The sequence below is a fragment of the Pseudoalteromonas sp. MIP2626 genome (assembly GCF_013414205.1).
Lineage (GTDB): Bacteria > Pseudomonadota > Gammaproteobacteria > Enterobacterales > Alteromonadaceae > Pseudoalteromonas > Pseudoalteromonas nigrifaciens.
Map to the genome: position 1 here is coordinate 14,012 of NZ_JAATTW010000009.1, position 21,139 is coordinate 35,150.

23 protein-coding genes are annotated in these 21,139 nt (G+C 40.8%); 12 read left to right on the forward strand and 11 right to left on the reverse strand.

The features are described 5' to 3' along the window. The first annotated feature begins 77 nt into the window (after positions 1–77). The 3 genes from ubiD (at position 78) to HC000_RS06485 (ending at position 2,944) form a co-directional block, all read left to right on the forward strand. Positions 78–1,544, forward strand: a complete 1,467-nt coding sequence (ubiD, locus tag HC000_RS06475; protein WP_011326832.1) for a 4-hydroxy-3-polyprenylbenzoate decarboxylase — start codon at positions 78–80, stop codon at positions 1,542–1,544. Between the two features lie 100 nt (positions 1,545–1,644). Then, on the forward strand, positions 1,645–2,358 hold the full coding sequence (gene fre / locus HC000_RS06480; RefSeq protein ID WP_179807250.1) for an NAD(P)H-flavin reductase: 714 nt from the start codon (positions 1,645–1,647) through the stop codon (positions 2,356–2,358). A gap of 175 nt (positions 2,359–2,533) precedes the next feature. Further along, the gene (locus tag HC000_RS06485; protein WP_011326830.1) at positions 2,534–2,944 is read left to right on the forward strand and encodes a CBS domain-containing protein; all 411 of its coding nucleotides are present in this window, start codon (positions 2,534–2,536) and stop codon (positions 2,942–2,944) included. Positions 2,945–3,040: 96 nt separating this feature from the next. On the opposite strand, the gene add is transcribed toward HC000_RS06485, so the two are convergent. The 8 genes from add to cyaY form a co-directional block, all read right to left on the reverse strand. Next, entirely contained in the window at positions 3,041–4,042 is a 1,002-nt protein-coding gene (gene add, locus HC000_RS06490) for an adenosine deaminase (RefSeq protein ID WP_011326829.1), read from the reverse strand. A gap of 127 nt (positions 4,043–4,169) precedes the next feature. Further along, on the reverse strand, positions 4,170–6,860 hold the full coding sequence (locus HC000_RS06495) for a CHASE domain-containing protein (protein WP_179807251.1): 2,691 nt from the start codon (positions 6,858–6,860) through the stop codon (positions 4,170–4,172). 49 nt (positions 6,861–6,909) lie between these two features. After that, positions 6,910–8,016: a heme biosynthesis HemY N-terminal domain-containing protein gene (locus HC000_RS06500; RefSeq protein WP_011326827.1), complete on the reverse strand. Its 1,107-nt coding sequence runs from the start codon at positions 8,014–8,016 to the stop codon at positions 6,910–6,912. Then, the gene (locus tag HC000_RS06505) at positions 8,013–9,863 is read right to left on the reverse strand and encodes a uroporphyrinogen-III C-methyltransferase (protein WP_179807252.1); all 1,851 of its coding nucleotides are present in this window, start codon (positions 9,861–9,863) and stop codon (positions 8,013–8,015) included. Before HC000_RS06505 ends, HC000_RS06500 begins: the two co-directional genes overlap by 4 nt. Further along, a complete protein-coding gene (gene hemC, locus HC000_RS06510; protein ID WP_011326825.1) occupies positions 9,863–10,801 on the reverse strand; it encodes a hydroxymethylbilane synthase in 939 nt (312 codons plus the stop codon). The genes HC000_RS06505 and hemC overlap by 1 nt, the downstream gene beginning before the upstream one ends. Positions 10,802–10,837: 36 nt before the next feature. Further along, on the reverse strand, positions 10,838–11,743 hold the full coding sequence (locus HC000_RS06515; RefSeq protein ID WP_011326824.1) for a DUF2914 domain-containing protein: 906 nt from the start codon (positions 11,741–11,743) through the stop codon (positions 10,838–10,840). Between the two features lie 22 nt (positions 11,744–11,765). Continuing rightward, complete coding sequence (locus tag HC000_RS06520) at positions 11,766–12,422, reverse strand: alpha/beta fold hydrolase (RefSeq protein ID WP_041454309.1); 657 nt, start codon at positions 12,420–12,422, stop codon at positions 11,766–11,768. After that, positions 12,419–12,742, reverse strand: coding sequence for an iron donor protein CyaY (gene cyaY, locus HC000_RS06525; protein ID WP_011326822.1), 324 nt, complete (start codon positions 12,740–12,742; stop codon positions 12,419–12,421). The genes HC000_RS06520 and cyaY overlap by 4 nt, the downstream gene beginning before the upstream one ends. 147 nt (positions 12,743–12,889) lie before the next feature. On the opposite strand from cyaY, the gene HC000_RS06530 reads away from it, so the two are divergent. The 7 genes from HC000_RS06530 (at position 12,890) to HC000_RS06560 (ending at position 17,936) form a co-directional block, all read left to right on the forward strand. Beyond that, a complete protein-coding gene (locus HC000_RS06530) occupies positions 12,890–13,084 on the forward strand; it encodes a lipoprotein (protein WP_011326821.1) in 195 nt (64 codons plus the stop codon). Next, a complete protein-coding gene (lysA, locus tag HC000_RS06535) occupies positions 13,085–14,338 on the forward strand; it encodes a diaminopimelate decarboxylase (RefSeq protein WP_179807253.1) in 1,254 nt (417 codons plus the stop codon). Between the two features lie 63 nt (positions 14,339–14,401). Further along, a complete protein-coding gene (gene dapF, locus HC000_RS06540; RefSeq protein WP_011326819.1) occupies positions 14,402–15,232 on the forward strand; it encodes a diaminopimelate epimerase in 831 nt (276 codons plus the stop codon). Continuing rightward, a complete protein-coding gene (locus HC000_RS06545; protein WP_179807254.1) occupies positions 15,229–15,840 on the forward strand; it encodes a DUF484 family protein in 612 nt (203 codons plus the stop codon). Before dapF ends, HC000_RS06545 begins: the two co-directional genes overlap by 4 nt. After that, on the forward strand, positions 15,837–16,784 hold the full coding sequence (locus tag HC000_RS06550; protein ID WP_086997027.1) for a tyrosine recombinase XerC: 948 nt from the start codon (positions 15,837–15,839) through the stop codon (positions 16,782–16,784). The genes HC000_RS06545 and HC000_RS06550 overlap by 4 nt, the downstream gene beginning before the upstream one ends. Before the next feature lie 11 nt (positions 16,785–16,795). Beyond that, positions 16,796–17,500, forward strand: coding sequence for an HAD-IA family hydrolase (locus HC000_RS06555; protein WP_011326816.1), 705 nt, complete (start codon positions 16,796–16,798; stop codon positions 17,498–17,500). 79 nt (positions 17,501–17,579) lie between these two features. Then, on the forward strand, positions 17,580–17,936 hold the full coding sequence (locus tag HC000_RS06560) for a HopJ type III effector protein (RefSeq protein WP_179807255.1): 357 nt from the start codon (positions 17,580–17,582) through the stop codon (positions 17,934–17,936). Between the two features lie 14 nt (positions 17,937–17,950). Here the strand turns inward: HC000_RS06560 and HC000_RS06565 are convergent, their stop codons facing one another. Then, positions 17,951–18,361 carry a GNAT family N-acetyltransferase gene (locus tag HC000_RS06565; RefSeq protein ID WP_179807256.1) on the reverse strand — a complete coding sequence of 137 codons (411 nt, stop codon included), beginning with the start codon at positions 18,359–18,361 and terminating at the stop codon, positions 17,951–17,953. A 179-nt stretch (positions 18,362–18,540) separates the two neighbouring features. Between HC000_RS06565 and HC000_RS06570 the strand changes: the two genes are divergently transcribed. After that, the gene (locus tag HC000_RS06570; protein WP_011326812.1) at positions 18,541–19,230 is read left to right on the forward strand and encodes a pseudouridine synthase; all 690 of its coding nucleotides are present in this window, start codon (positions 18,541–18,543) and stop codon (positions 19,228–19,230) included. A gap of 36 nt (positions 19,231–19,266) precedes the next feature. Here HC000_RS06570 and HC000_RS06575 read toward each other — a convergent pair whose 3' ends face one another. Next, complete coding sequence (locus HC000_RS06575) at positions 19,267–19,650, reverse strand: MAPEG family protein (RefSeq protein WP_086997040.1); 384 nt, start codon at positions 19,648–19,650, stop codon at positions 19,267–19,269. A 222-nt stretch (positions 19,651–19,872) separates the two neighbouring features. On the opposite strand from HC000_RS06575, the gene HC000_RS06580 reads away from it, so the two are divergent. Next, on the forward strand, positions 19,873–20,751 hold the full coding sequence (locus HC000_RS06580) for a DMT family transporter (RefSeq protein WP_179807257.1): 879 nt from the start codon (positions 19,873–19,875) through the stop codon (positions 20,749–20,751). A 70-nt stretch (positions 20,752–20,821) separates the two neighbouring features. On the opposite strand, the gene HC000_RS06585 is transcribed toward HC000_RS06580, so the two are convergent. Next, positions 20,822–21,139, reverse strand: coding sequence for a multidrug efflux SMR transporter (locus HC000_RS06585; RefSeq protein ID WP_041454308.1), 318 nt, complete (start codon positions 21,137–21,139; stop codon positions 20,822–20,824).

Here is a 21,139-nt window from a genome sequence, read left to right on the forward strand (position 1 = left end):
AGCTAAGTAACTGAGCATGCAATTTTACGTTACTTGGGTATAATACTTTTAACTTTATTGCTTAATAGCGGCCCACAATGAAATACAAAGATCTTCGTGATTTTATCGATTTACTTGAAAAAAGAGGTGAGCTTAAACGCATCACTCAAGAAATCGACCCGTATCTTGAAATGACCGAAATAGCCGACCGTACATTACGTGCTAAAGGCCCTGCGTTATTATTTGAAAACCCTAAAGGTTACGATATTCCGGTATTGGCTAACTTATTTGGCACACCCAAGCGTGTTGCCATGGGTATGGGCCAAGAAGATGTAAGCGAATTACGTGAAGTTGGCAAGCTTTTGGCTTTTTTAAAAGAACCAGAGCCACCAAAAGGCATTAAAGAAGCGCTAGGGCAAATACCTGTTTATAAACAAGTGCTTAATATGCCAGCAAAAGAAGTAAAAAAAGCCCCCTGCCAAGAAGTTATTTTACAAGGTGATGAGGTCGATTTAACTAAGCTGCCTATTCAACATTGCTGGCCAGGTGATGCTGCACCGTTAATTACTTGGGGCCTTACCGTTACTAAAGGGCCTTATAAAAAGCGCCAAAATTTAGGAATATACCGCCAACAACTGTTAGGCAAAAATAAAATTATTATGCGCTGGTTGTCTCACCGTGGCGGCGCGCTTGATTTTCAAGAATGGTGTAAAGAAAATCCAGGCCAACCGTACCCGGTATCTGTGGCATTGGGCGCCGATCCGGCGACTATATTAGGTGCAGTAACCCCTGTACCCGACACATTAAGCGAGTACGCTTTTGCAGGCTTACTGCGCGGCAGTAAAACTGAAGTAGTTAAATCAATATCAAACGATTTACAAGTACCCGCAAGCGCCGAAATAGTACTTGAAGGCTACATAATGCCAGGTGAAATGGCACCTGAAGGTCCGTATGGCGATCACACTGGATATTATAACGAAGTTGATGACTTTCCGGTGATGACAGTAACCCATATGACCCACCGTAAAAACCCTATTTACCACAGTACCTTTACCGGCCGCCCGCCTGATGAGCCTGCTATTTTAGGGGTGGCATTAAACGAAGTATTTGTACCTATTTTACAAAAACAATTCCCTGAAATTGTTGATTTTTACTTGCCACCAGAAGGCTGCTCGTACCGCATGGCTATTGTTACCATGAAAAAACAATATCCTGGTCATGCAAAACGCGTAATGATGGGAGTGTGGTCTTACTTACGTCAATTTATGTATACCAAGTTTGTTATTGTGTGCGATGACGATATTAACGCCCGAGATTGGGAAGATGTTATTTGGGCAATTACTACGCGTATGGACCCCGCTCGCGACACCACTTTAATAGAAAACACACCAATTGATTATTTAGATTTTGCGTCACCGGTTTCTGGCCTTGGCTCTAAAATGGGTATGGATGCAACGAACAAATGGCCTGGCGAAACAAACCGTGAATGGGGCGAGCCGATTGAGATGGATAAAGCCACCAAAGATCGCGTAGACGACATTTGGCAGAGCCTCAACATTCTCTAATATCCTAGACCAATAGGCTATAAAACAACCCTGCAGATATGCTAGAATCAACACATTCTATTGCGTATCTGCTATGAAAAGCGCTGCTAAAAGGTAAAAAATGCAAACATTAAAAGCTGAAGTTGTTGCTATCAGCCCACTTACAGAATTTGTTCATAAAGTAATTTTAAAACCACAACAACCGGTTTCGTTTGAAGCAGGCCAATACATGCATCTTGTATTGAGCGAAAATGACAAGCGTGCATTTTCGATTGCCAGCCGCCCTTCACAATGCGATCAAATAGAGTTACATATTGGCGCTTCGGGAACCGATACATATGCAATGCAGTCGCTTGAACATTTACGCAATGCACTTAACGAAAAGCAGCTAATAGAGATAGAAGCAGGCTTAGGTATATCGCAACTTCGTTTACAGTGTGAACGTCCAATTATTTTACTTGCTGGCGGTACTGGGTTTTCATATGCAAAATCAATGGCTGATCACCTAGCTGAAATTAGCTGCGACCGCCCGGTATTATTATACTGGGGCGTAAGAGAAGAATCCGCACTTTATGCACACCGCGAAATGCAAGTGTGGGCCGATAGCCACAAAAACTTTCAGTTTATTCCGGTAGTAGAAAACCCATCGGCTGATTGGCAAGGACATACCGGTTATGTACACAAAGCCGTAATGCAAGATATAGTATCGCTAGCGCCTTACGATATTTACATGGCTGGACGTTTTGACATGATAGGCATAGTTCGTGACGATTTTATTGCTCATGGTGCTATTCGCGAAAACATGTACGCAGATGCGTTTGCATTTATTAAATAATTGCACTTAACGCTCTCATTTCAAATATTAAGGCATCTAAATAGGTGCCTTAATTGTTTTTATAACAATAAATAATTAATAGTTAAAATCTATCAACATCATCAACATAAACAATTTCCTAAAAGTCGATCTATAAACCATACTTTGTATAGAACATTCAGCGGGAGAGACCCATATGCTAAATACAAAAGTAAAAGACTTTATGCAACACAAGTTGCCAAACATTACCCCAGATACCGAAATGACCACTGCCATTGCAGAGCTGCAAAAATTTAAATTACTTGGTGCCCCAGTATTCGATAGCAATAAATTTTTAGTTGGCTTTATCTCTGAGCAAGAGCTGCTTAAACCACTCATGCAAAGCAGTTATTTTTGTGATGGGGTGGTGAAAGTATCGCAACTAATGCAAACAGAAGTCGTGACTGTAAATGGCGACACCAACATTATTGAACTTGCTGAGCAAATGAGACCCGGTAAACCGAAAAATTACCCTGTGGTTGACGGCGAAAAAGTAATAGGAATGATCAGCAGAGCCGATATTCTCAAAGCCCTTTACGATAACTACCTAGCTTGTCAAACACACTAAAAACACTAATTTATAAATACTTCACCTGAACTCTGGTTACTTAGATACAAAAATGCCGCTATTAATAGCGGCATTTTTTATACTAATAATATTAAATTAGCGCGTACTTGCCATTGTTAGCAGTGCTTTTTTATCGCTGTAACTTAAGTAGGCTATTTCAAGCGCATTAGCTTGCGCTTTTTCTATATCGGCTTGTGATAAACCAGCTTGTGGCGCTGCCACTAAGTATTCGTGTTCAATTTCAATACCTTCAACCGCTGGATCATCGGTATTAATACAAGCCAAAATACCATGATCTAAAAACTGTTTTAGCGGATGCTGAGCTAAATCATTTACGGTACTGGTTTGTATATTACTAGTTAAGCACGACTCAATACCAATACGCTTATCGCGCAGATAGTTCATTAATTCAATATCTTCAATTGCTTTAACGCCATGGCCTATACGGCTCGCACCTAGCTCGTTAATTGCTTGCCAAATACTTGGTGCACCTAGTGCTTCACCGGCATGAATTGTTGCTGCTAAGTATGCGTCGTGTACTTGCTTAAAATGCTCTACAAATAACTCACCCGGAAAACCAATTTCATCACCGGCTAAATCTACAGCCACTAAATCGTCTTTAAAAGCGAGTAAGGCATCAAGCTCTTGTTGGCAAACTTTTACGCCATAAGTGCGTGATAAAATACCAATTAAATTAGCTTTTACATTAGCGCCTTTGGTTGCCGACTTAATGCCATCTATTACCGCCTCAACCACACCTTGAGGGTGTAAACCTTGGCTTTGTGCCATGTAGTAGGGGCTAAAGCGCAGCTCAACATAATCAAGCCCTTGGGCTTGTGCATCTTCAATATTTTCAATCGCTATACGTCTACAAGCATCGTAGTCACCTAATACAGTTACACCCCAATCTAATTTTTGTAAAAATGCCATCAGGTTTGGCTCAGGATCAATGACTTGTACATGAGGGATAAGTGCTGCAACGTTATCAGCAGGCAAAGTTATATTAAACTGACGACCAAGTTCTAATATGGTTTGCGCTCGTACATTACCATCTAAATGGCGATGAATATCTAGCAAAGGTAGTTTTCTATTGATCATAGTAGCAACTCAGTTAGGTTAAAATTGCGCGCATAATACGCAGCTATAGTAATAATTCAAGTCTAGTTTATTTAAAATATACTTTTGAGGCCATATGTCTGCTTTTTATGCAAAAAAGCAGATGATTTTATTTTTCTATCGCCGCTAAATAATGCCAAAGAGCTTTAAACAAAATATTCGCATCTATTGGTTTCGTTATATAGCTATTCATTCCACAGGCAAGCGCTTTTTTAACATCGTCATCATGGGCATTAGCCGATAAACCTATAATAGGCAAATCTAATAAGCCTAGCTCATTACGTATTACCTTGGTTGCTTGTAAGCCGTCCATTTTGGGCATTTGAATGTCCATAAGGACAATGTCGTAACTTTTTTCAGTTAACATTTCAATTGCGGCAAAGCCATCATTAGCAATATCAGCAACACACCCTTTGGTTTTTAAAATGGCAGTGGCTACATGTTGGTTTAACGGGTTATCCTCAACTAAAAGTACTGCGCTGTTCGCAAATGATACGTTTTCTATATCCACGTCACTAAAGCTTTGCTCACTTTTCTCTACTTTAGGTAAAGGGGAGTTAAGCGGTAAACTAAAGGTAAATGTTGAACCTTGCCCTGCAGTGCTTTTTAAATCTATAGCGCCACCCATAAGCTCAACTAGCTTTTTACAAATACTGAGGCCCAACCCTGTACCGCCATATTGGCGTGACGTAGAGTTATCTGCTTGAGCAAAAGGCCTAAATAATTTCTTTTGTGCCTCTTTACTAATACCAATACCTGTATCGCTTACACTTAAATAGGTCATGGTTTTCGATTGCCAAATTTTCAGTGTAATACTCCCTTGAGCAGTAAATTTAACCGCATTATTGAGTAAATTTAGTAGCACTTGCTTTAAACGAATAGCATCGGTGTTAATCATCAAGTTTGTATTTTTATCGTAATCTAGCTTTATTTCTAACGACTTAACACTTACTTCAAATTGTATTAAGTTAATTATCTCTTCAGCCAAGCGCCCTATATCAACGGGTTCTTGCATTAAATCAAGTTTACCTGCCTCCATTTTAGAAAAATCGAGTAAGTCATTTAATACTCTAAGTAACACCCCTAACGCACCATCAGCTTGCTCTATGTAAGTACGGGCTTGTTGCCAATCATTTTGTTGTAACGCAAAGTAGTGTAAGCCTTTAATACCATTAATTGGCGTGCGCACTTCGTGGCTCATATTCGCTAAAAACTGGCTTTTTATTTGACTCGCTTCATCAGCTTTTTGCTTTTCTTGGCGTAATGTGCGCGTTTGCCTAGCAACTTGCTCACGTATTTGAACATTTGTGCCTGTAACAGAAATTAAAAATGCTACCAGTAACCAAACAAACAGCATCCCCACTATTTGTGCCAACCAATATATTAACCAGGAGGTTGTAACTAAGGGCTCGTGCAACTCAACCTGCCACATACGGTTACCAATGAGTAGCTGGTAGGACTTTAACAAGTCCATTGACTCGTTGTTGGCAATATAAATAGCGTGGGTATTATTGGTATTGTTAATATCTAAAAAGCTTGCTGTAACTAAGTTTTCATGATCAAAAAGCAACGACTGCGATAGTTTTTTTAAGCTCACTACCGCAACGGCAAAACCTTTAAAGTCATCTTCAGTCTCTATACTTCCAAATACAGGATGCAAAAATAACACCCCTAACTCAGCCTGGTTTTGCACCAACTTAACCGGTTGGCTAATGACCATTTCGTTAAGCGTTTTTGACTTATTTAATGCCTCTTGCATAAAGTCGTTTGATGCTAAATCAAAGCCAATAGCATCTTCATTGCCTTTTAATGGGTATGCGTACCTAATTGGATAATATACATCTCGCTCAGCAACGGCTTGCCATTGGTTGGTTGGTGATTTTTCTTTTACAAAAAAATGTTCAACATCGGCTAGTTGCGTCATTTTTTGATATTCTAACAGCGCACTTTTAGGAACATACGGTACCCATTCAAACGCCAATATTTCTTCGCTGTAGCTTAACTGTTTTGCCGTAAATTGCCGAAACTCTTTAAAGTTCACATCTTCACTGCTCGAAAAAAAAGTAGCCAGTAAAGCCAAGTGTGCAGAGATTTCATCTAATTTATGAGTAATTGAGTCTTGTACAGCTAATGTTTTTATCTCTTGTTTTTGAATGTTTTTTTCTTTTTTAACACTGGCAGCACCATAAAAGCTAACACTAATAAGAATGTAAATAAGTAAAGAAGGCAGGATAACTTGTAGCCGGTATCGCATCACTGAGTAATTAAATGCAGCCAGCATCAATGGCGTAAAAATGAGCACCCCAATACTGTCGCCAATCCACCACGCAATAAAACTATCTAGCGCGGCATGTTGAGCAATTATATTATTAAAAACAAGTAAGCTGGTGCCGACACTAGCACCAATAATACAACATACAGGGCCGGCTATAATTAAGCTTTGTACACTATGTTTTAGTGACGATAAATCGAGGGGGGCTTTAATAACTTTAATTATTATTTGCGCGCCAAGCCATGCTTGAAAAACAACAGCGATAGCAATTGCAGCGGCTTGGAAAAAAACTTGCCAGTTTAATATATCAACAACATTATCAAGGTGAATTAAGCTAGTAAGTAATGCACCAACAAAAATACCTAAAAAAGACTTACGGCCCCATAACAAAAAGCTTGCTACAGCTATGCCCGCAGGGGGCCAAGAAGCCACAGCGAAACCATCTATAGCAAGCAATAAATTACTAAAATAGCCTGTAATAAAGTAAGCGCAAGCTAAGCAAAAAGACAATTTAAACAAACCTTTCATCGCCTTTTGCTCCTTGCAATATTAAATGGTGTTTATTAAATGTAACTCATTATTTATAAAGTACCAATGCTTTATCTAGTTGTGCACTTTTTTCATAACTTAACTTTGCTTGCTGCATATATTGTTTTTTATTTTCATTATTTAGTGCTTTATCAAACACCCTTGCCGCTAGGTCGTAATCACCTTGCGCATTAGCAAGACAAGCCAAAGCGAGCAGTAATGAGTTATTTTGCTCATCTTTTTTAAGTCGATCTTGAATACTCGTTTGTAATTTACGGGCATTTGCCGTTGTTGCTTTACTTAATATGTTAGCTAATTGTGCATGTTGTTCTTCATGCTTAACCATTTTTATTAAGTCATTTTCAATTACGCTTAACTGCCCTGCAGCAGCCATTTGCGTTAAATAAGCGCTGTAGGCGTAGCTATGTAGCTTTTTAGGTAACTGCTTATATTTAGCTGTTACTTCATCAACAGGAAATGAGGCAAAATAGGCATTAAAAACGCGATGCCACTGCTCATTTGTTAGTACTTTTTTGCGTAAAAGACGCGGTAAAAATGCTTCTAAAGCACTAAAATGTTGTTGCTGCACTAGCACTTCGGTGTAAATTTTTAGCTCAAGTGCTGTCGCTTTTTTCGATTCTGCAATAACCCGTAGTTGCGACTCTATAGCGCTACTATTACCACTAGCTAGCCATAGTTTTGCTACTTTTAGTTGCTGCTCTGGGTTTATATCAAATAAGTACTCAAGGGCTTTGTCGGTTTGATTATTAGCTAGTGCCGCCTTAGCAAGCAGTGCTAAACGTATATCTTGATACTGATCGGGTACCTTGCTAGATAGCGCCTGCTCTATTTGTGCATAGTCGTCATTAATTACACTCCATAGCGCCTGCTCAATTGCAGCTTGCTTGCGCCCTTGGCTACGAGCAAAAAAACTATGCTTAGTATTGCGATAAATAGAGAATAAATAACGCACGAGTTTATAGGTTAAATAACTAACGACTAATACTGCGATTGTTAGCACGGCAAACGAAACTATTGTGCCTTCAATTGTGGTGTTGTTAAACGAAATTAGTACATAGCCTTTTTCGTCCAATAAAAAAGGGGCTGCTGCTAACACCACAACAAGTGCAATAATTAAAATGATCAACCCTATCATTTTGCCCACTCCTTAACTTGCTGCGTGCTTTGTAAGTTTACTTTAGGGTTAAAGTTTAGCTGCTCTTTTTCTAGATTAGACAGCGACTTTAAAACCATTTTTGTAACATCATCATCTTGTTTAAAGTATTCAGCCACTAAACGTTTTGCTTCGCTTAGTGCTGCAAAGTAAACACTGGCGTGCTTGCTCAATAATGCATCTTGCGCTTGCGTTATATAAAGCTTAACTCTTTGATTTACCAGGTGTCGCTGTTGTTCACTTAATAATGGCTCTATAGCAACGCCTTCACGATGACGAATAGTAATAAAACCATCTAAAAATTGATCCCAACTATTTTTTAAGTTTTGCTGCCAATCGCTAAGATCTTCACTTAATACCTTGTCATCAATTTTTGCTACTTCTTCAGGCAGGTTCACCGCATTAAATACCAATTCATCAATATTTTTCAGCACACTACTAAGCTGTAAATAAATAGCTTCAACGGCAATTGGTTTTATGGCATCTAAGGTTTGTATGTCTTGTGTAATGGCTTGGCGCACTGTAATTGTACCGGGGTGATCGCTAAGTAAAGCATCTAAACGTTTTAATACAGCGCTAGTTCCTTGATAGTCGTTTTCGGCCCACAACTTAAACTCAGCCATGCGCTGCAAGCTGGTAACTTCTTGTGGATTTAAAGACGAGCCTTGCTGCTGCGCTTGTTGTAAGGCAGCCTTTAGTTCTTGCTGGTTTTTTGTAGTACTTTCGCGCATTGCAGCTGTTACTTTTTGCTCAGACGTTAATAGTGTCTGTTGCAAATTAGCTTGAGCTAACTTAAGTGCTTGTAGCTCTTGTTGTAGTAATTTATTTTGCTCATTTAACTGATTAACAGCTAAGCTTTGCGTCTTGCTCGCGTTGAGCTTTTGATAAAACTCAAAGCCAACTCCAGAGGCAACAATTAATGAAATAATAAGAGCTAAGCTCCCAACTTTACTTACTCGTTGCTTAGTGTTGCCAGCCTTATCAGTTGCTTTAAGCGTATCGCTTTTAGCCGTAGCTTTGCCATTGTTGGCTGTTGCATTAGTCGTTTTTTGCGCTGCTTTATCTACCGTTGACGGTACTGACTGTTCGCTCATTTTGCTACCTTGCTGATTAATGCAGGTAAACATAGCGTTATCGCTAGCTCCTGCTGCAATATGTATATTAGCCGAACTTACCTGATGCTGCTGTAAATAAGCGCCTATACGCTCACTAGCTACATAAAATCGGCACTGTTGTAACCATTGTCTTTGGGGTGCAGCAAGGTTTTTAAAAATAGCATCAACCGCCGCATTACTTGTTATGACTATACCGTGTACATTCTGGCTTTGCCAGTGGTCTATCCAGTTGTTAGGCTCAGGGTCTATGGGAGTACGCTGATACACTACGCAGTTATTTAAAAAGGCACCACGCTGCTTTAGTGTTTTAGCTATATCAGGACGCCCCCCTATTCCTTTAACCAATACAATATTACAGCTATCAACATCGGCAAGCGATTTAAGCGCTAATAACCCCTCTGAGTCGTGCTGTTTAGGAACAGCCGCTCGCACGCCAAACACCTCATAAATAGTGTCGGCTGTTTGTTGGCCAACCCCATAAAATTGCGCTTTTATATTAATATCTGGCTTTAATTCACTCAGCGCCAAAACCGCATCTTGCGACACAAAAATAATTTTATCGGCATTAGTTAATGGGCTGAGCTCAATACTATCGGGGGTTAAATACTCTATTTTTAATACGGGAAATAAAGACGCTTGATAACCCGCTTGCTCAAGTTGTTGTGCAAGGGCTGCGCCTTTTCCTTGGGGACGAGTTATCAAGATATTTAACATTACGCGTCTCTATATACTTCAGCTAATATTCTGTCTGCACCTTGAGCCAATAACATTTTAGCCAGCTCAACCCCTAGTTTTTCTGCGTCATTAACGTGGCCGCTAACTTCATCACGTAAAATTTCGCTACCATCTATTGCGCCTACTAAACCACGTAAGTGCACTTGATCGCCGTTAACTAGCGCATAAGCACCAATTGGCACCTGACACCCACCTTCTAAATGGCGGTTCATTGCGCGCTCGGCATTTACCCGAATACGTGTTTCGCTGTGCTCCAGTGGAGCAAGTAATGCTTTTATTGCTTCGTCATCAGTACGACACTCAATACCTACAGCACCTTGTCCATTGGCAGGCAATGACACTTCTGGCTCAATATAAGCACGAATGCGGTCTTTCATTTCTAAACGGATCAAGCCTGCTGCTGCTAAAATAATTGCGTCGTATTGGCCTGAATCTAATTTTGCTAAGCGTGTATTTACGTTACCGCGAAGGTCATGAATTTTTAGATCTGGACGTGATGCGCGTATTTGACACTGACGACGTAAGCTTGAAGTGCCCACAATTGCACCTTGTGGCAGCTCGTCAATATTGGCAAAGTTATTTGATACAAAAGCATCACGTGGATCTTCGCGCTCACAAATAGTGTGTAGTGTTAACCCTTCTGGAAACTCTACAGGCATATCTTTCATCGAGTGCACGGCCATATCGGCCAACCCTTCTAGCATGGCTTGTTCAAGCTCTTTAACAAATAAACCTTTACCACCAATTTTAGCTAAAGGGGTATCTAAAATAATATCGCCTTGGGTCGACATAGGCACTAATTCTACTAAAATACCTGGGTGATAATGCTCTAATTGCGCCTTTACAAATTCAGCTTGCCAAAGTGCCAATGCACTTTTACGAGTAGCAATACGCACTATATTTGTTGTTTGGGTCATAAAAAATACTCACTTAATAATTGCAATTTAGCTGGCTCAATCAGCTAATATTCTAAATTCTTTTTGAGCAATTAATTGGCCTTGCTCATCAATTACATCAACCCGCCATTGGCCTATTTGCGAGTCCATTATATTCTTGGTCGAATACGTACGATAACGAGAGGATGTTATATCTAACTCAATTTCAGCCACAATATCATCCTCAAAAAACCATACATGCTTTACCTGTTGGCCTTGTAAGTTTTTTAGCTCACTAAAAAACGATAACGTCTCGTCAAATTGACTTAAACGAATATCTGCAGCAAATACATTTACCGGCTCTCGCTTGCTTACTTTACGTGTAAGCACTGCTCGGCTTATTTTATCGGTATCTATTTGCGCGCCAAGTGCCACACTCGCTAGCTGCGCTAAAGGGGCAAAGCCCTGCGTGCTAGAGAGTGCAGTATCACTAATAGCGGCAACATCAGTATCAACTAATAAATCGGTAGTAGGTACTTGCTCAATATTAACCGGCTCTGGTGAGTTGTTTTTAATCTCAGCTTGCGGGATTACGGGTAACTCTGCCGCTGCTACTTTATCAGGCTCTGCTACTTTTTGCTCTGCAACTAAATTAATAGGCGCAACTAACAACTCACTTTCACTGTTTTGTGACGCAACTGTTGCCGAGGTATTTAGCTCTACTTGCGTTGTTTGTAATGAAGTAACAGCACGCTGGCTTATATCGTTACTTTGCGCCAACACTCTATCCTCTGGCTCATTGGGGTGTTCATCCTGCTCGGCACTAACGGCACTGGTTAAGCCATATATAACGGCAGCAGAGGTCATGAGTAGCAGCATAGAAATACTCACAATACGACGCCAATTCCACTCGTAGGTTAGTGTAGTTACACTTTCTTGTGGTTCGCGTTTAACATTTGCTTTAATAACTATTTTTTGACTCATTTTAACCTCAGCGGCTCCATTATTAGCTTAAGCGAGCAATTAACCAATGGCGAATAGCTTGCAGTTCTTCTGCGCAAACCTGGTGAGCCATAGGGTACTCTTGCCAGCTTACATCCATGCTAAGTGCTGTTAATACTTCGAACGCACTTTTACCTGCACTAGGCGGTACTACATTATCTTGACTACCATGCGCCATAAAAATATTTAAATCTGTGTGTAGTGCTTCATCTGCCAGCTTTTCTGGTACACACATATAGGTTGAAAGCGCCATTACACCCGCCAGCTTTTGCTCAAAACGTGGGGCTAAATGCAAGGCTACAACGCCACCTTGGGAAAAACCCGCTAAAATAATTTTATCAGCAGCAATACCATTGGCTATTTCTTGGTTAATAAGTTGCTCTACTTTAGCGGCAGAATCTCTTACACCTTGCTCATCGGCACGTTTATCTAATTCTATTGATTTAATATCATACCAAGAACGCATTTCCATGCCACCATTTATGGTGACCGGTTGCACAGGCGCGTGCGGAAAAATAAATCGCAGCCCTAGTTCATTTGGTAATTGTAACTGTGGTGCTACGGGTGCAAAACCTTCCCCCGAATCACCTAAACCGTGCAACCAAATAACGGTTGCTTTATGCTCACCTTGAGCCGGATATTCTACAAACTCTAAACTCATAACGATGATTGCCATTTAACGTCTTGGCCAGCTTGGCGAGTTGATGCCTCGTTAATAAACTGCCAAAACTCTGCGCCAGAGCGATTATCTATCCACTTATCACCACGTAATTCAAAATGATGTCCGTTAAATTTAGTCGCAACCCATACTTGGTGTAAAGGTGCTTGCTTGTTAATCACAATTTTACTGTTGTCAGGAAAAATTAGTTCTAAAATACCTTGTGCCGACTCATAATCTAAATCTGCTTCACAATCATCAACTTGTTCTTCAATTGTGAACATAAGTGCTTCGGCTAATTGGTGATATTCATGATCAGTCATGGTTAATTTCCTTTGCAGGCGAGCCGCCTAATAGTGGATGCGTTTTTGTACAGCTAGTGTAACAGGAATAAAATCATCCGCGAATAGCTGCATTTTTTAGATATTCTGTTACTCTGCGATTATAAAGCCAGCAACACTATTAATCTAATGAAAGCGATACATACTTCACAATTTAAGCAACTATTAATAAGCACTGTACTGCTAAGCGCATTAGCTGGCTGTGGTCAAAGCGGTCCGCTCTATTTGCCAGAGCAAAAAGCAGAACAAAATAAACCTCAAGACGTAGCTAATCCAGCAACTCAAACTGAGCAAACTAATACACCTAAAAAGCAGGAGCAATAAATGGATTTTTTTAATTATAAAAACAATCAATTATTTGCTGAAGACGTAAGCATTGCAAGTATTGCTCAGCAATATGGTACGCCATGCTACGTTTATTCGCGAGCCACCTTTGAGCGCCATTATTTAGCCTTTGCTAATGCTACTAAAGATCATAAATCCCTGGTGTGCTACGCCGTTAAAGCCAACTCTAATATTGCGGTACTCAATATATTAGCGCGTTTAGGGTCGGGCTTCGACATTGTATCTAAGGGTGAACTGGCGCGAGTAATTAAAGCCGGTGGCGACGCCTCCAAAGTGGTGTTTTCGGGTGTGGCTAAAACAGCAGACGAAATAGCCTATGCATTAAAGCTCGGAATTAAATGCTTTAATGTTGAGTCGATCTCGGAGCTAGAACGTATTTCAGAAGTGGCCTGTGAGCTAAATTTAGCAGCGCCTATTTCTATTCGCGTTAACCCCGATATAGATGCAAAAACGCATCCGTATATTTCTACCGGCTTAAAAGAAAACAAGTTTGGTATAGATATTCAAACAGCTGTGAGCGTGTATCAGCATGCCGCTTCACTGCCTGGATTAAACATTATTGGCGTTGATTGCCACATTGGCTCGCAACTCACCGAAACCAGACCTTTTCTTGAAGCACTTGATAAGCTACTAACGCTAATAGATGAATTAAAAGCGTGTAACATCGAGCTTACCCATTTAGATATAGGCGGTGGTTTAGGGGTAATTTATAATGACGAGCAACCTCCGCACCCTAGCGAATATGCAGCGCAAGTTACTGAGCGCCTAGTTAATTATCGCCACCTTGAGCTTATATTTGAACCCGGTCGCGCCATTGCTGCTAACGCAGGAGTTTTAGTTACTCAAGTTGAATTTATTAAACAAAACCAAGATAAGTACTTTGCTATTGTTGATGCAGGCATGAACGACATGCTGCGCCCAGCGCTTTATCAAGCATGGCAAAAAATCATTCCGGTATCGGTACGCGACGACGAAACCCCTACTCATAACTTTGATATTGTTGGCCCTGTTTGCGAAACTGGTGACTTTTTAGGTAAAGACCGCGAGTTAGCACTTAAACAAGGCGACTTACTGGTACAAAGAAGTGCCGGTGCTTATGGCTTTACTATGAGTTCAAATTATAACTCTCGTCCGCGTGTTGCAGAAATAATGGTAGATGGCAGTCAACACCATCTTATTCGCGAACGCGAAACCATAGAGAGCCTGTATCAAGGTGAGAATATTTTACCTTAAACGTTTTTGTAAGTCCCTGCTCTGTGGCATGATTAGCGCAGAGCAAAACCGAATTAGAGCGCTATGTTAGTTAATTTTTCCAAAATGCACGGCTTAGGCAACGACTTTGTTGTGATTGATAATATTACACAAAACGTTTTTTTGTCGCGAGATCAAATAATAAAACTGGCCGATCGCCATTTTGGCATTGGCTTTGACCAACTGCTAATGGTTGAAGCACCATACTCCCCTGATCTCGATTTTCATTACCGTATTTTTAATGCCGATGGCACCGAAGTAGAGCAATGCGGCAATGGCGCACGTTGCTTTGCCCGCTTTGTACGTATGAAAGGCCTTACCAATAAACACAAAATTACTGTGTCTACTAAGTCGGGTAATTTAACCCTATACATAGAAAAAGACGGCCAAGTAACTGTAAATATGGGCCATCCTAATTTTGAGCCAAGTAAAATCCCACTCAAAGCAACCAAGCGCGAACTGACCTATATTATTCGTACCGAAGAGCATACTGTTTTTAGTGGCGCGGTTTCTATGGGTAACCCACATTGTGTATTAGAAGTTGACGATATTACTACCGCACAAGTTGATATTTTGGGTCCGTTACTTGAAAACCATGAGCGTTTTCCGCAGCGAGCTAATATTGGTTTTATGCAAGTTATTTCCAAAGAGCATATTAAATTACGAGTGTGGGAGCGCGGTGTAAACGAAACATTAGCATGTGGTACAGGCGCTTGTGCAGCAATGGTTATTGGGTTTATTCAAAATAAGTTAATCAGCACAGTACAAGTAGACTTACCCGGTGGCAGTTTACAAATTCGCTGGAACGGTGAAGGCCACCCAGTACGTATGACCGGCCCAGCAGAGCATGTGTTTGATGGACAAGTGGCACTATGAGTGAGCTAAACGCGCAGCAAGTGGTAGATTATTTACAACTCCACCCTGATTTTTTAATTCAGCACCCTGAGCTACTTGCTCAGCTTGAGCTGCAACAACAAGCCCAAGGTGCAACATCTTTGGTGCATATTCAGCAGCGGCAATTGCGCGAGCACAATACGTTGTTAAAAAATCAAATTGCCAGCATGAGCAAATACGCTGCACAAAATGAGCAAGTGTATCGCTTATTTAGCCTATGCCATCAACAGCTTTGCAGTAATAACGACTTCGATGCGCTTGCCAGTAACTTACAAGATATTATTTGTAGCAATCCAGATATTAGCGACTGTCGGTTAGTAAAGTACGACACTAAATATGCTCAACTTGTTGAGCATCGCCTGAGCAATTCAGGGCACTATTTAGGGCGTATTAATCAGCAAGAACGAGATTTGTTATTTAGCGATACGGCGCAATCAACGGCTATTTATTTAATTGGTGATATTAACAAGCCAATTGCTATTTTGGCTTTTGCCAGCAACAACGCCAACCACTTTGAGCCCGCACAAGACACCCTTTTTGTACTAGACTTTGTAGTCGCTCTGCAGTCAAGGTTGCTGGAACTAGCATGAGTGACAACCCTGCGCCAAATATCAGCGACTTAAGCGATAACTGGCGCACGCCTATTACTTTATTTAGCGACTATTTAAAGTTTGAAAGGCAATACTCAGCGCACACTGTTAACCAATATGTCAGCCAACTTGGCTTTGCAGCGCTTTACTTTAGTAAGCTCTGCGACGACTGGTTTAGTGTACAGGGTGAGCATATTCGCCGTTACAGCATGGCACTGCGCTCAAAACAATTAAGTGGCCGCACTATTAGTTTAAAGCTCAGTTGTATTCGCAGTTTATATAAATTCTTAAAAGCTAAAAATATTGCTAAACAAGCGCATTACCATAACCCGGCGGTAGGCATAAAAGGGCCTAAGTTTGCTAAGCCTTTGCCTAAAAATCTCGATGTAGATCAAATGGCACGCTTGCTCGAAATACCCGACGACGAACCTCTGGCCATTAGAGACAAAGCCATGATGGAGCTTATGTACTCATCAGGTTTACGTATTAGCGAGTTAGTTGGTGCCAACCTACAAGATATAAGCGCCGCAAATGGTGAAATATTAGTACGCGGTAAAGGCAATAAAGAACGCTTAATTCCGGTAGGCAGTAAAGCGCTAAACGCGCTAAAAAAATGGCTCATAATACGCCCTCAATTTGCAACCCCTGACGAAGTGGCAGTATTTTTAAGTAGCAAAAAAAATCGCATTTCGGTACGCCAAGTACGTTTAAGAATGCAAGAATGGGGCATCAAGCAAGGCATTAGCTCGCAAGTGCATCCGCACAAATTGCGCCACTCGTTTGCTTCGCATATTTTAGAGTCATCTGGCGATTTACGCGCGGTACAAGAACTGCTCGGGCACAGTAGTTTGTCGGCCACTCAAGTGTATACTCATTTAGATTTTCAGCATTTAGCCAAGGTGTACGACAACACGCACCCAAGGGCAAAAAAGCGAACTGATTAGGAAACCATAATATGATCCGCTTTAATCGTGCCATTGCACCTGTGTCGGTATTAAGCTTCGACCTAGACGATACCCTTTACGACAATCGCCCAATCATAAAAGCCGCCGTACAAGCGCAAACTGATTATTTAAATACCCTGCCGGGTTATCAACATCAGGGCTTGCAGCAATGGCTGCATTGTCGTGATTGTGCACTGCAACAGCAGCCAAAATTAATTGAAGATGTAACGCAGTGGCGTTTGCAAACACTGGGCTTACTTCTTGCTAAGCAAGGCTTTAATGCCGACGACGCAAAACACTTTGCAAGTGCTGCGTACAAGGTATTTGCTCAAGCTCGCAGTAATATAACCGTGACCGATGACGTACTTAACTTACTCGATAAGCTCGCTACTCGCTTTACCCTTATAGCCATAACCAACGGCAATGCCGATGTGAGCCAGTTTAATTTAAATAATAAATTTAACTTGGTACTGCAAGCGGGTTTACACGGTAAAGCTAAACCGCACAATAACTTGTTTGATCAAGCAGCTACACATTTACAGGTGCCACACAAAGCTATTTTACACATTGGTGACAGCCTAGATAGCGACGTGCAAGGCGCTAATAATGCCGGCTGCCAATCTGTATGGTTAAATAACCAAGCTGCCAACTATACTTACAAAGGCCTTGCCGATATTGAAATAACTAACATTAATGCCTTATCACACTTAATTTAAGTGCACGTGTACTAGTTTAATATAAATCAGTAAACAGATAGGTTAGAGTTAAGTATAAAAATAATCCTAAGGACAGAAAGTGACTCTAAGTGACTACCTAGAAAAATTGGCAAATGAGCCAAAAAGCATCGAATTTACCGACACTATGGCAATTATCGATACACATTACCGCTTCACCCCTTGCGCATTTAATAATCATGGTTTACTTAGTGCTGCGAGCGAGAACAATGGTTCTTGCAAAGTTTTCGCTTTTGCAAAACTAAACCAACTTAGTAAACAAAATACGCTCGATTGCTTTGGTCAGTTTTATCATCAAGATGTGCTTAACAACCCCAAAGGTAGCGATCATATGAATATTCGCACCTTTATGCTTGCTCCTGAAGTGACCCCGTTTTTAGGCGTAACCTTTACAGGCGAGCCACTTAAAGCTATTTAATCACCCTGCAAGGGTTAAATAAGCGATTTTTCCATAAAATAGCGAGTACCCGTGCGCGGATAATTATTAAGTTGATACTTAACTTGGTAACCGTGCTTTTCATAAAAAGGCTTGGCTTGAAAATCAAGCGTATCGAGCTGCCCCCTCGTTGCCCCAAGCTCAACTGCAGCCGCTTCAAGTGCGACTAATAACTTAGTCGCCAAGCCATTGCCACGTACTAACTCGCTGCACCAAAGCCAATTTATCTGCAACCAATTGCCAAATACACAGCCACTAATCCCAGCGACCAATTCCTCTTGTGCGTCTAAAAACTGATAACCCATAGGCATACGCTCAGCATCAAAATGCGCGCTATTAAACGCCACTATTTTTTGACGAAGCGCCTGATTTAAGCAATCGTCATTATTTGCATATAATTGATACATTAACGCCTCTAATATTTATAAAATTAAAAATTATTAAACCAACAGCTGCTTATAAAAATGCATATTCTGTAGCGCCTAACACTAAATTTATAGCTATTTACCCACCTTCAGTAATGTTTACTTGGCAGCTTTGCTATAATCTGCTGCACACTTTTGCCAATGACTAACAGCAACCATTTATGAGCACCAAAATTCGACTCGCTAAATACATTGCCCATGCTGGTGTTTGCTCGCGTAAACAAGCCTCACGCTTAATTGACGAAGGTGCAGTGATAGTAAATAACCGCCCGGCTAATCATATTGACCATGTTGATGAGCAAGACCAAATAACAGTTAACGGGCAAATTATTAAAGGCACTGCTGAGTTAATTTATTTTGCTTATCATAAGCCTGTAGGTATTGACTGCAAGCTTGATCAGAATGACCCTGCTAGCCTTTATCACCACCTGCCTACTATTACGCGGGTTTACCCTATTGGCCGTCTTGATAAAGACTCCCGTGGCTTGCTTATATTAACCAACGATGGTGAGTTGTGTAACCAACTAATTCATCCCGACTTCCACCAGCCAAAACGTTACTTAGTTAGCGTTAATAAAAGCATTGATGCCGAGTTTTGTACAAAAATGGCCGCAGGTGTACCGGTAGATAAGCAAATAACCTTGCCCTGTAGCGTTGAAAAAATAGCAGACAAACAATTTAGTATTATTTTAAAGCAAGGGCTTAATAGGCAAATTAGAAAAATGGCACACTATTGTGGTTACAAGGTAATTGACTTGTATCGCGAGCAAATTAGCGAGCTAACCCTGCAAACGCTAAACCTTGCCCAAGGGCAATATATTGCAATTAATAAAAGCGATATTATAAAGTAAGCGCCTTTTAAAACGCTTTGGGGTTTTAAAATAAATTTAAAAGCTCACTGCAATCATTGCAATAGCTGTACTTATACCAACAAACCACATAATTGAGCGCATAATATCTAGGTTAAGGTAGTAAAAAGCACAAAATAAAACACGCGCTACAATGTGGCTCATCGCCAAGGTTTCGGTTACCGCATTAACATTATTAGTGCCTAATACCACCGCAAGTGCAACGGCAAATACTGCTAACGACTCAAAACAGTTTTGGTGTGCAGCTAAAGCGCGCGCTCCTAAACCGGTTAATTGAGTTTGTTGTTGGCGCGGATGCTTGTTGTCGTAGCCGCCCAATTTATTAAGTTCGATTACTGCGGGTATTCTTGCTAAATAAGGCATTACAACGGCCAATAAAGCACAAGCGATTAAAATAGTCATAGTACGGTTCTTTGTTATTGTTAATTATTTAAAATAACACACCCACTATAAAAAAGCCGCCAGATAAGCACCTGACGGCTAAACAGTAACATCAAGCCAACTATAAACTAATTTTACGGCAGTTAAACTGCGGCATATTGTCGCAGCTGAGCCTAAAGCACTATCGCTTTACTTTGTATACCTTGTTAACTTATCGCCCTCTATTATTTTTGTATTGTTATTATGACTTGGGTATTTTTCACTTTTTTAGCCGCTTTTATGCAGGCGTGGCGCAATGCACTACAAAGTAAGTTAAGTAGTAATGTGAGCGTAGCTGGCGTTACTCTATCGCGTTTTATTGTTGCAGGCCCTATTGCTGCTGTGTATTTGTATGGTTTATATCAATACCAAGATACCGCTATGCCTAGTTTTAATAATGCTTTTTGGGGCTTTATTATTGGCGCAAGTATTATGCAAATTCTTGCTACTGGCTTAATGGTTAAATTATTTAAAATGAATAATTACGCTGTGGGCGCTGGGCTTGCAAAAAGTGAGGCTTTGGTTGCCGCTATTTTAGGAGTATTATTTTTTGGCTCGGCGTTAACCTTATTGGGTTGGTTGGGGGTATTTTTAGGGGCTATTGCCGTACTGCTAATGAGCGGTATAACCAGCATTAAACGCTTCGATGCCAAAACAGCTTTATTAGGGCTTGCGTGCGGTACTTGCTTTGCGCTTACTTCATTATGGGTACGTGAGGGCAGTTTAAATTCAGGGCTATTATTTCCTCACTCTGCTGCTTGGGTACTGCTTTTTGTTATTAGCTTACAAACTCTAATATTGCTGGGTTATTTATTATTAAAAGAGCCACACACCCTCAGTAAACTTTGGCAATATAAAGGCACAACTGTTGCGATTAGTATTTTTAGCTGTGTGGGCTCTATTGGCTGGTTTAGCGCCATGAGCTTGCAGCATGTTGCCTATGTAAAAACGCTTGGCCAAATAGAGGTGTTTTTTACCATACTCATTGCCGTACTGTGGCTAAAACAACCGCTTAAAAAACAAGACAGCGCCGGGTTATTACTCATTGCTGTTGCCGCTATTTTAGTCATGTTGCCCAATTAATTACTGGCAAAAAAAAAGCGCAGGATTAAAAGCCTGCGCTTTTTTGATTAAACCGCGTTGAGTTTACTTTTTAATGACTTATTTTAAGTGTGATCACACCGCAAATAATCATTAATACACCGGCAATACGGCCAAAAGTGGCGGCATCACCATAAAACAAAATGCCCACAATAAATGTGCCAGCAGCGCCAATGCCTGTCCATACCGCATAAGATGTACCCATAGGAATATCACGTTGAGCTAGCCACAACATAAAACCACTAACCACCATAAATGCAACCGCAATGCCAATACCTAACCAGCGGCTGTCACTTTGTTGCGAAATTTTTAAGCCTATTGGCCAGCCAATTTCAAGCAAGCCCGCAATTATTAAATACATCCAAGCCAC

Coding starts and splice junctions, on each gene's coding strand:
- ubiD (WP_011326832.1), top strand. CDS start 78: ATGAAATACAAAGATCTTCGTGATTTTATCGATTTACTTGAAAAAAGA.
- fre (WP_179807250.1), top strand. CDS start 1,645: ATGCAAACATTAAAAGCTGAAGTTGTTGCTATCAGCCCACTTACAGAA.
- HC000_RS06485 (WP_011326830.1), top strand. CDS start 2,534: ATGCTAAATACAAAAGTAAAAGACTTTATGCAACACAAGTTGCCAAAC.
- add (WP_011326829.1), bottom strand. CDS start 4,042: ATGATCAATAGAAAACTACCTTTGCTAGATATTCATCGCCATTTAGAT.
- HC000_RS06495 (WP_179807251.1), bottom strand. CDS start 6,860: ATGAAAGGTTTGTTTAAATTGTCTTTTTGCTTAGCTTGCGCTTACTTT.
- HC000_RS06500 (WP_011326827.1), bottom strand. CDS start 8,016: ATGATAGGGTTGATCATTTTAATTATTGCACTTGTTGTGGTGTTAGCA.
- HC000_RS06505 (WP_179807252.1), bottom strand. CDS start 9,863: ATGTTAAATATCTTGATAACTCGTCCCCAAGGAAAAGGCGCAGCCCTT.
- hemC (WP_011326825.1), bottom strand. CDS start 10,801: ATGACCCAAACAACAAATATAGTGCGTATTGCTACTCGTAAAAGTGCA.
- HC000_RS06515 (WP_011326824.1), bottom strand. CDS start 11,743: ATGAGTCAAAAAATAGTTATTAAAGCAAATGTTAAACGCGAACCACAA.
- HC000_RS06520 (WP_041454309.1), bottom strand. CDS start 12,422: ATGAGTTTAGAGTTTGTAGAATATCCGGCTCAAGGTGAGCATAAAGCA.
- cyaY (WP_011326822.1), bottom strand. CDS start 12,742: ATGACTGATCATGAATATCACCAATTAGCCGAAGCACTTATGTTCACA.
- HC000_RS06530 (WP_011326821.1), top strand. CDS start 12,890: ATGAAAGCGATACATACTTCACAATTTAAGCAACTATTAATAAGCACT.
- lysA (WP_179807253.1), top strand. CDS start 13,085: ATGGATTTTTTTAATTATAAAAACAATCAATTATTTGCTGAAGACGTA.
- dapF (WP_011326819.1), top strand. CDS start 14,402: ATGTTAGTTAATTTTTCCAAAATGCACGGCTTAGGCAACGACTTTGTT.
- HC000_RS06545 (WP_179807254.1), top strand. CDS start 15,229: ATGAGTGAGCTAAACGCGCAGCAAGTGGTAGATTATTTACAACTCCAC.
- HC000_RS06550 (WP_086997027.1), top strand. CDS start 15,837: ATGAGTGACAACCCTGCGCCAAATATCAGCGACTTAAGCGATAACTGG.
- HC000_RS06555 (WP_011326816.1), top strand. CDS start 16,796: ATGATCCGCTTTAATCGTGCCATTGCACCTGTGTCGGTATTAAGCTTC.
- HC000_RS06565 (WP_179807256.1), bottom strand. CDS start 18,361: ATGTATCAATTATATGCAAATAATGACGATTGCTTAAATCAGGCGCTT.
- HC000_RS06570 (WP_011326812.1), top strand. CDS start 18,541: ATGAGCACCAAAATTCGACTCGCTAAATACATTGCCCATGCTGGTGTT.
- HC000_RS06575 (WP_086997040.1), bottom strand. CDS start 19,650: ATGACTATTTTAATCGCTTGTGCTTTATTGGCCGTTGTAATGCCTTAT.
- HC000_RS06580 (WP_179807257.1), top strand. CDS start 19,873: ATGACTTGGGTATTTTTCACTTTTTTAGCCGCTTTTATGCAGGCGTGG.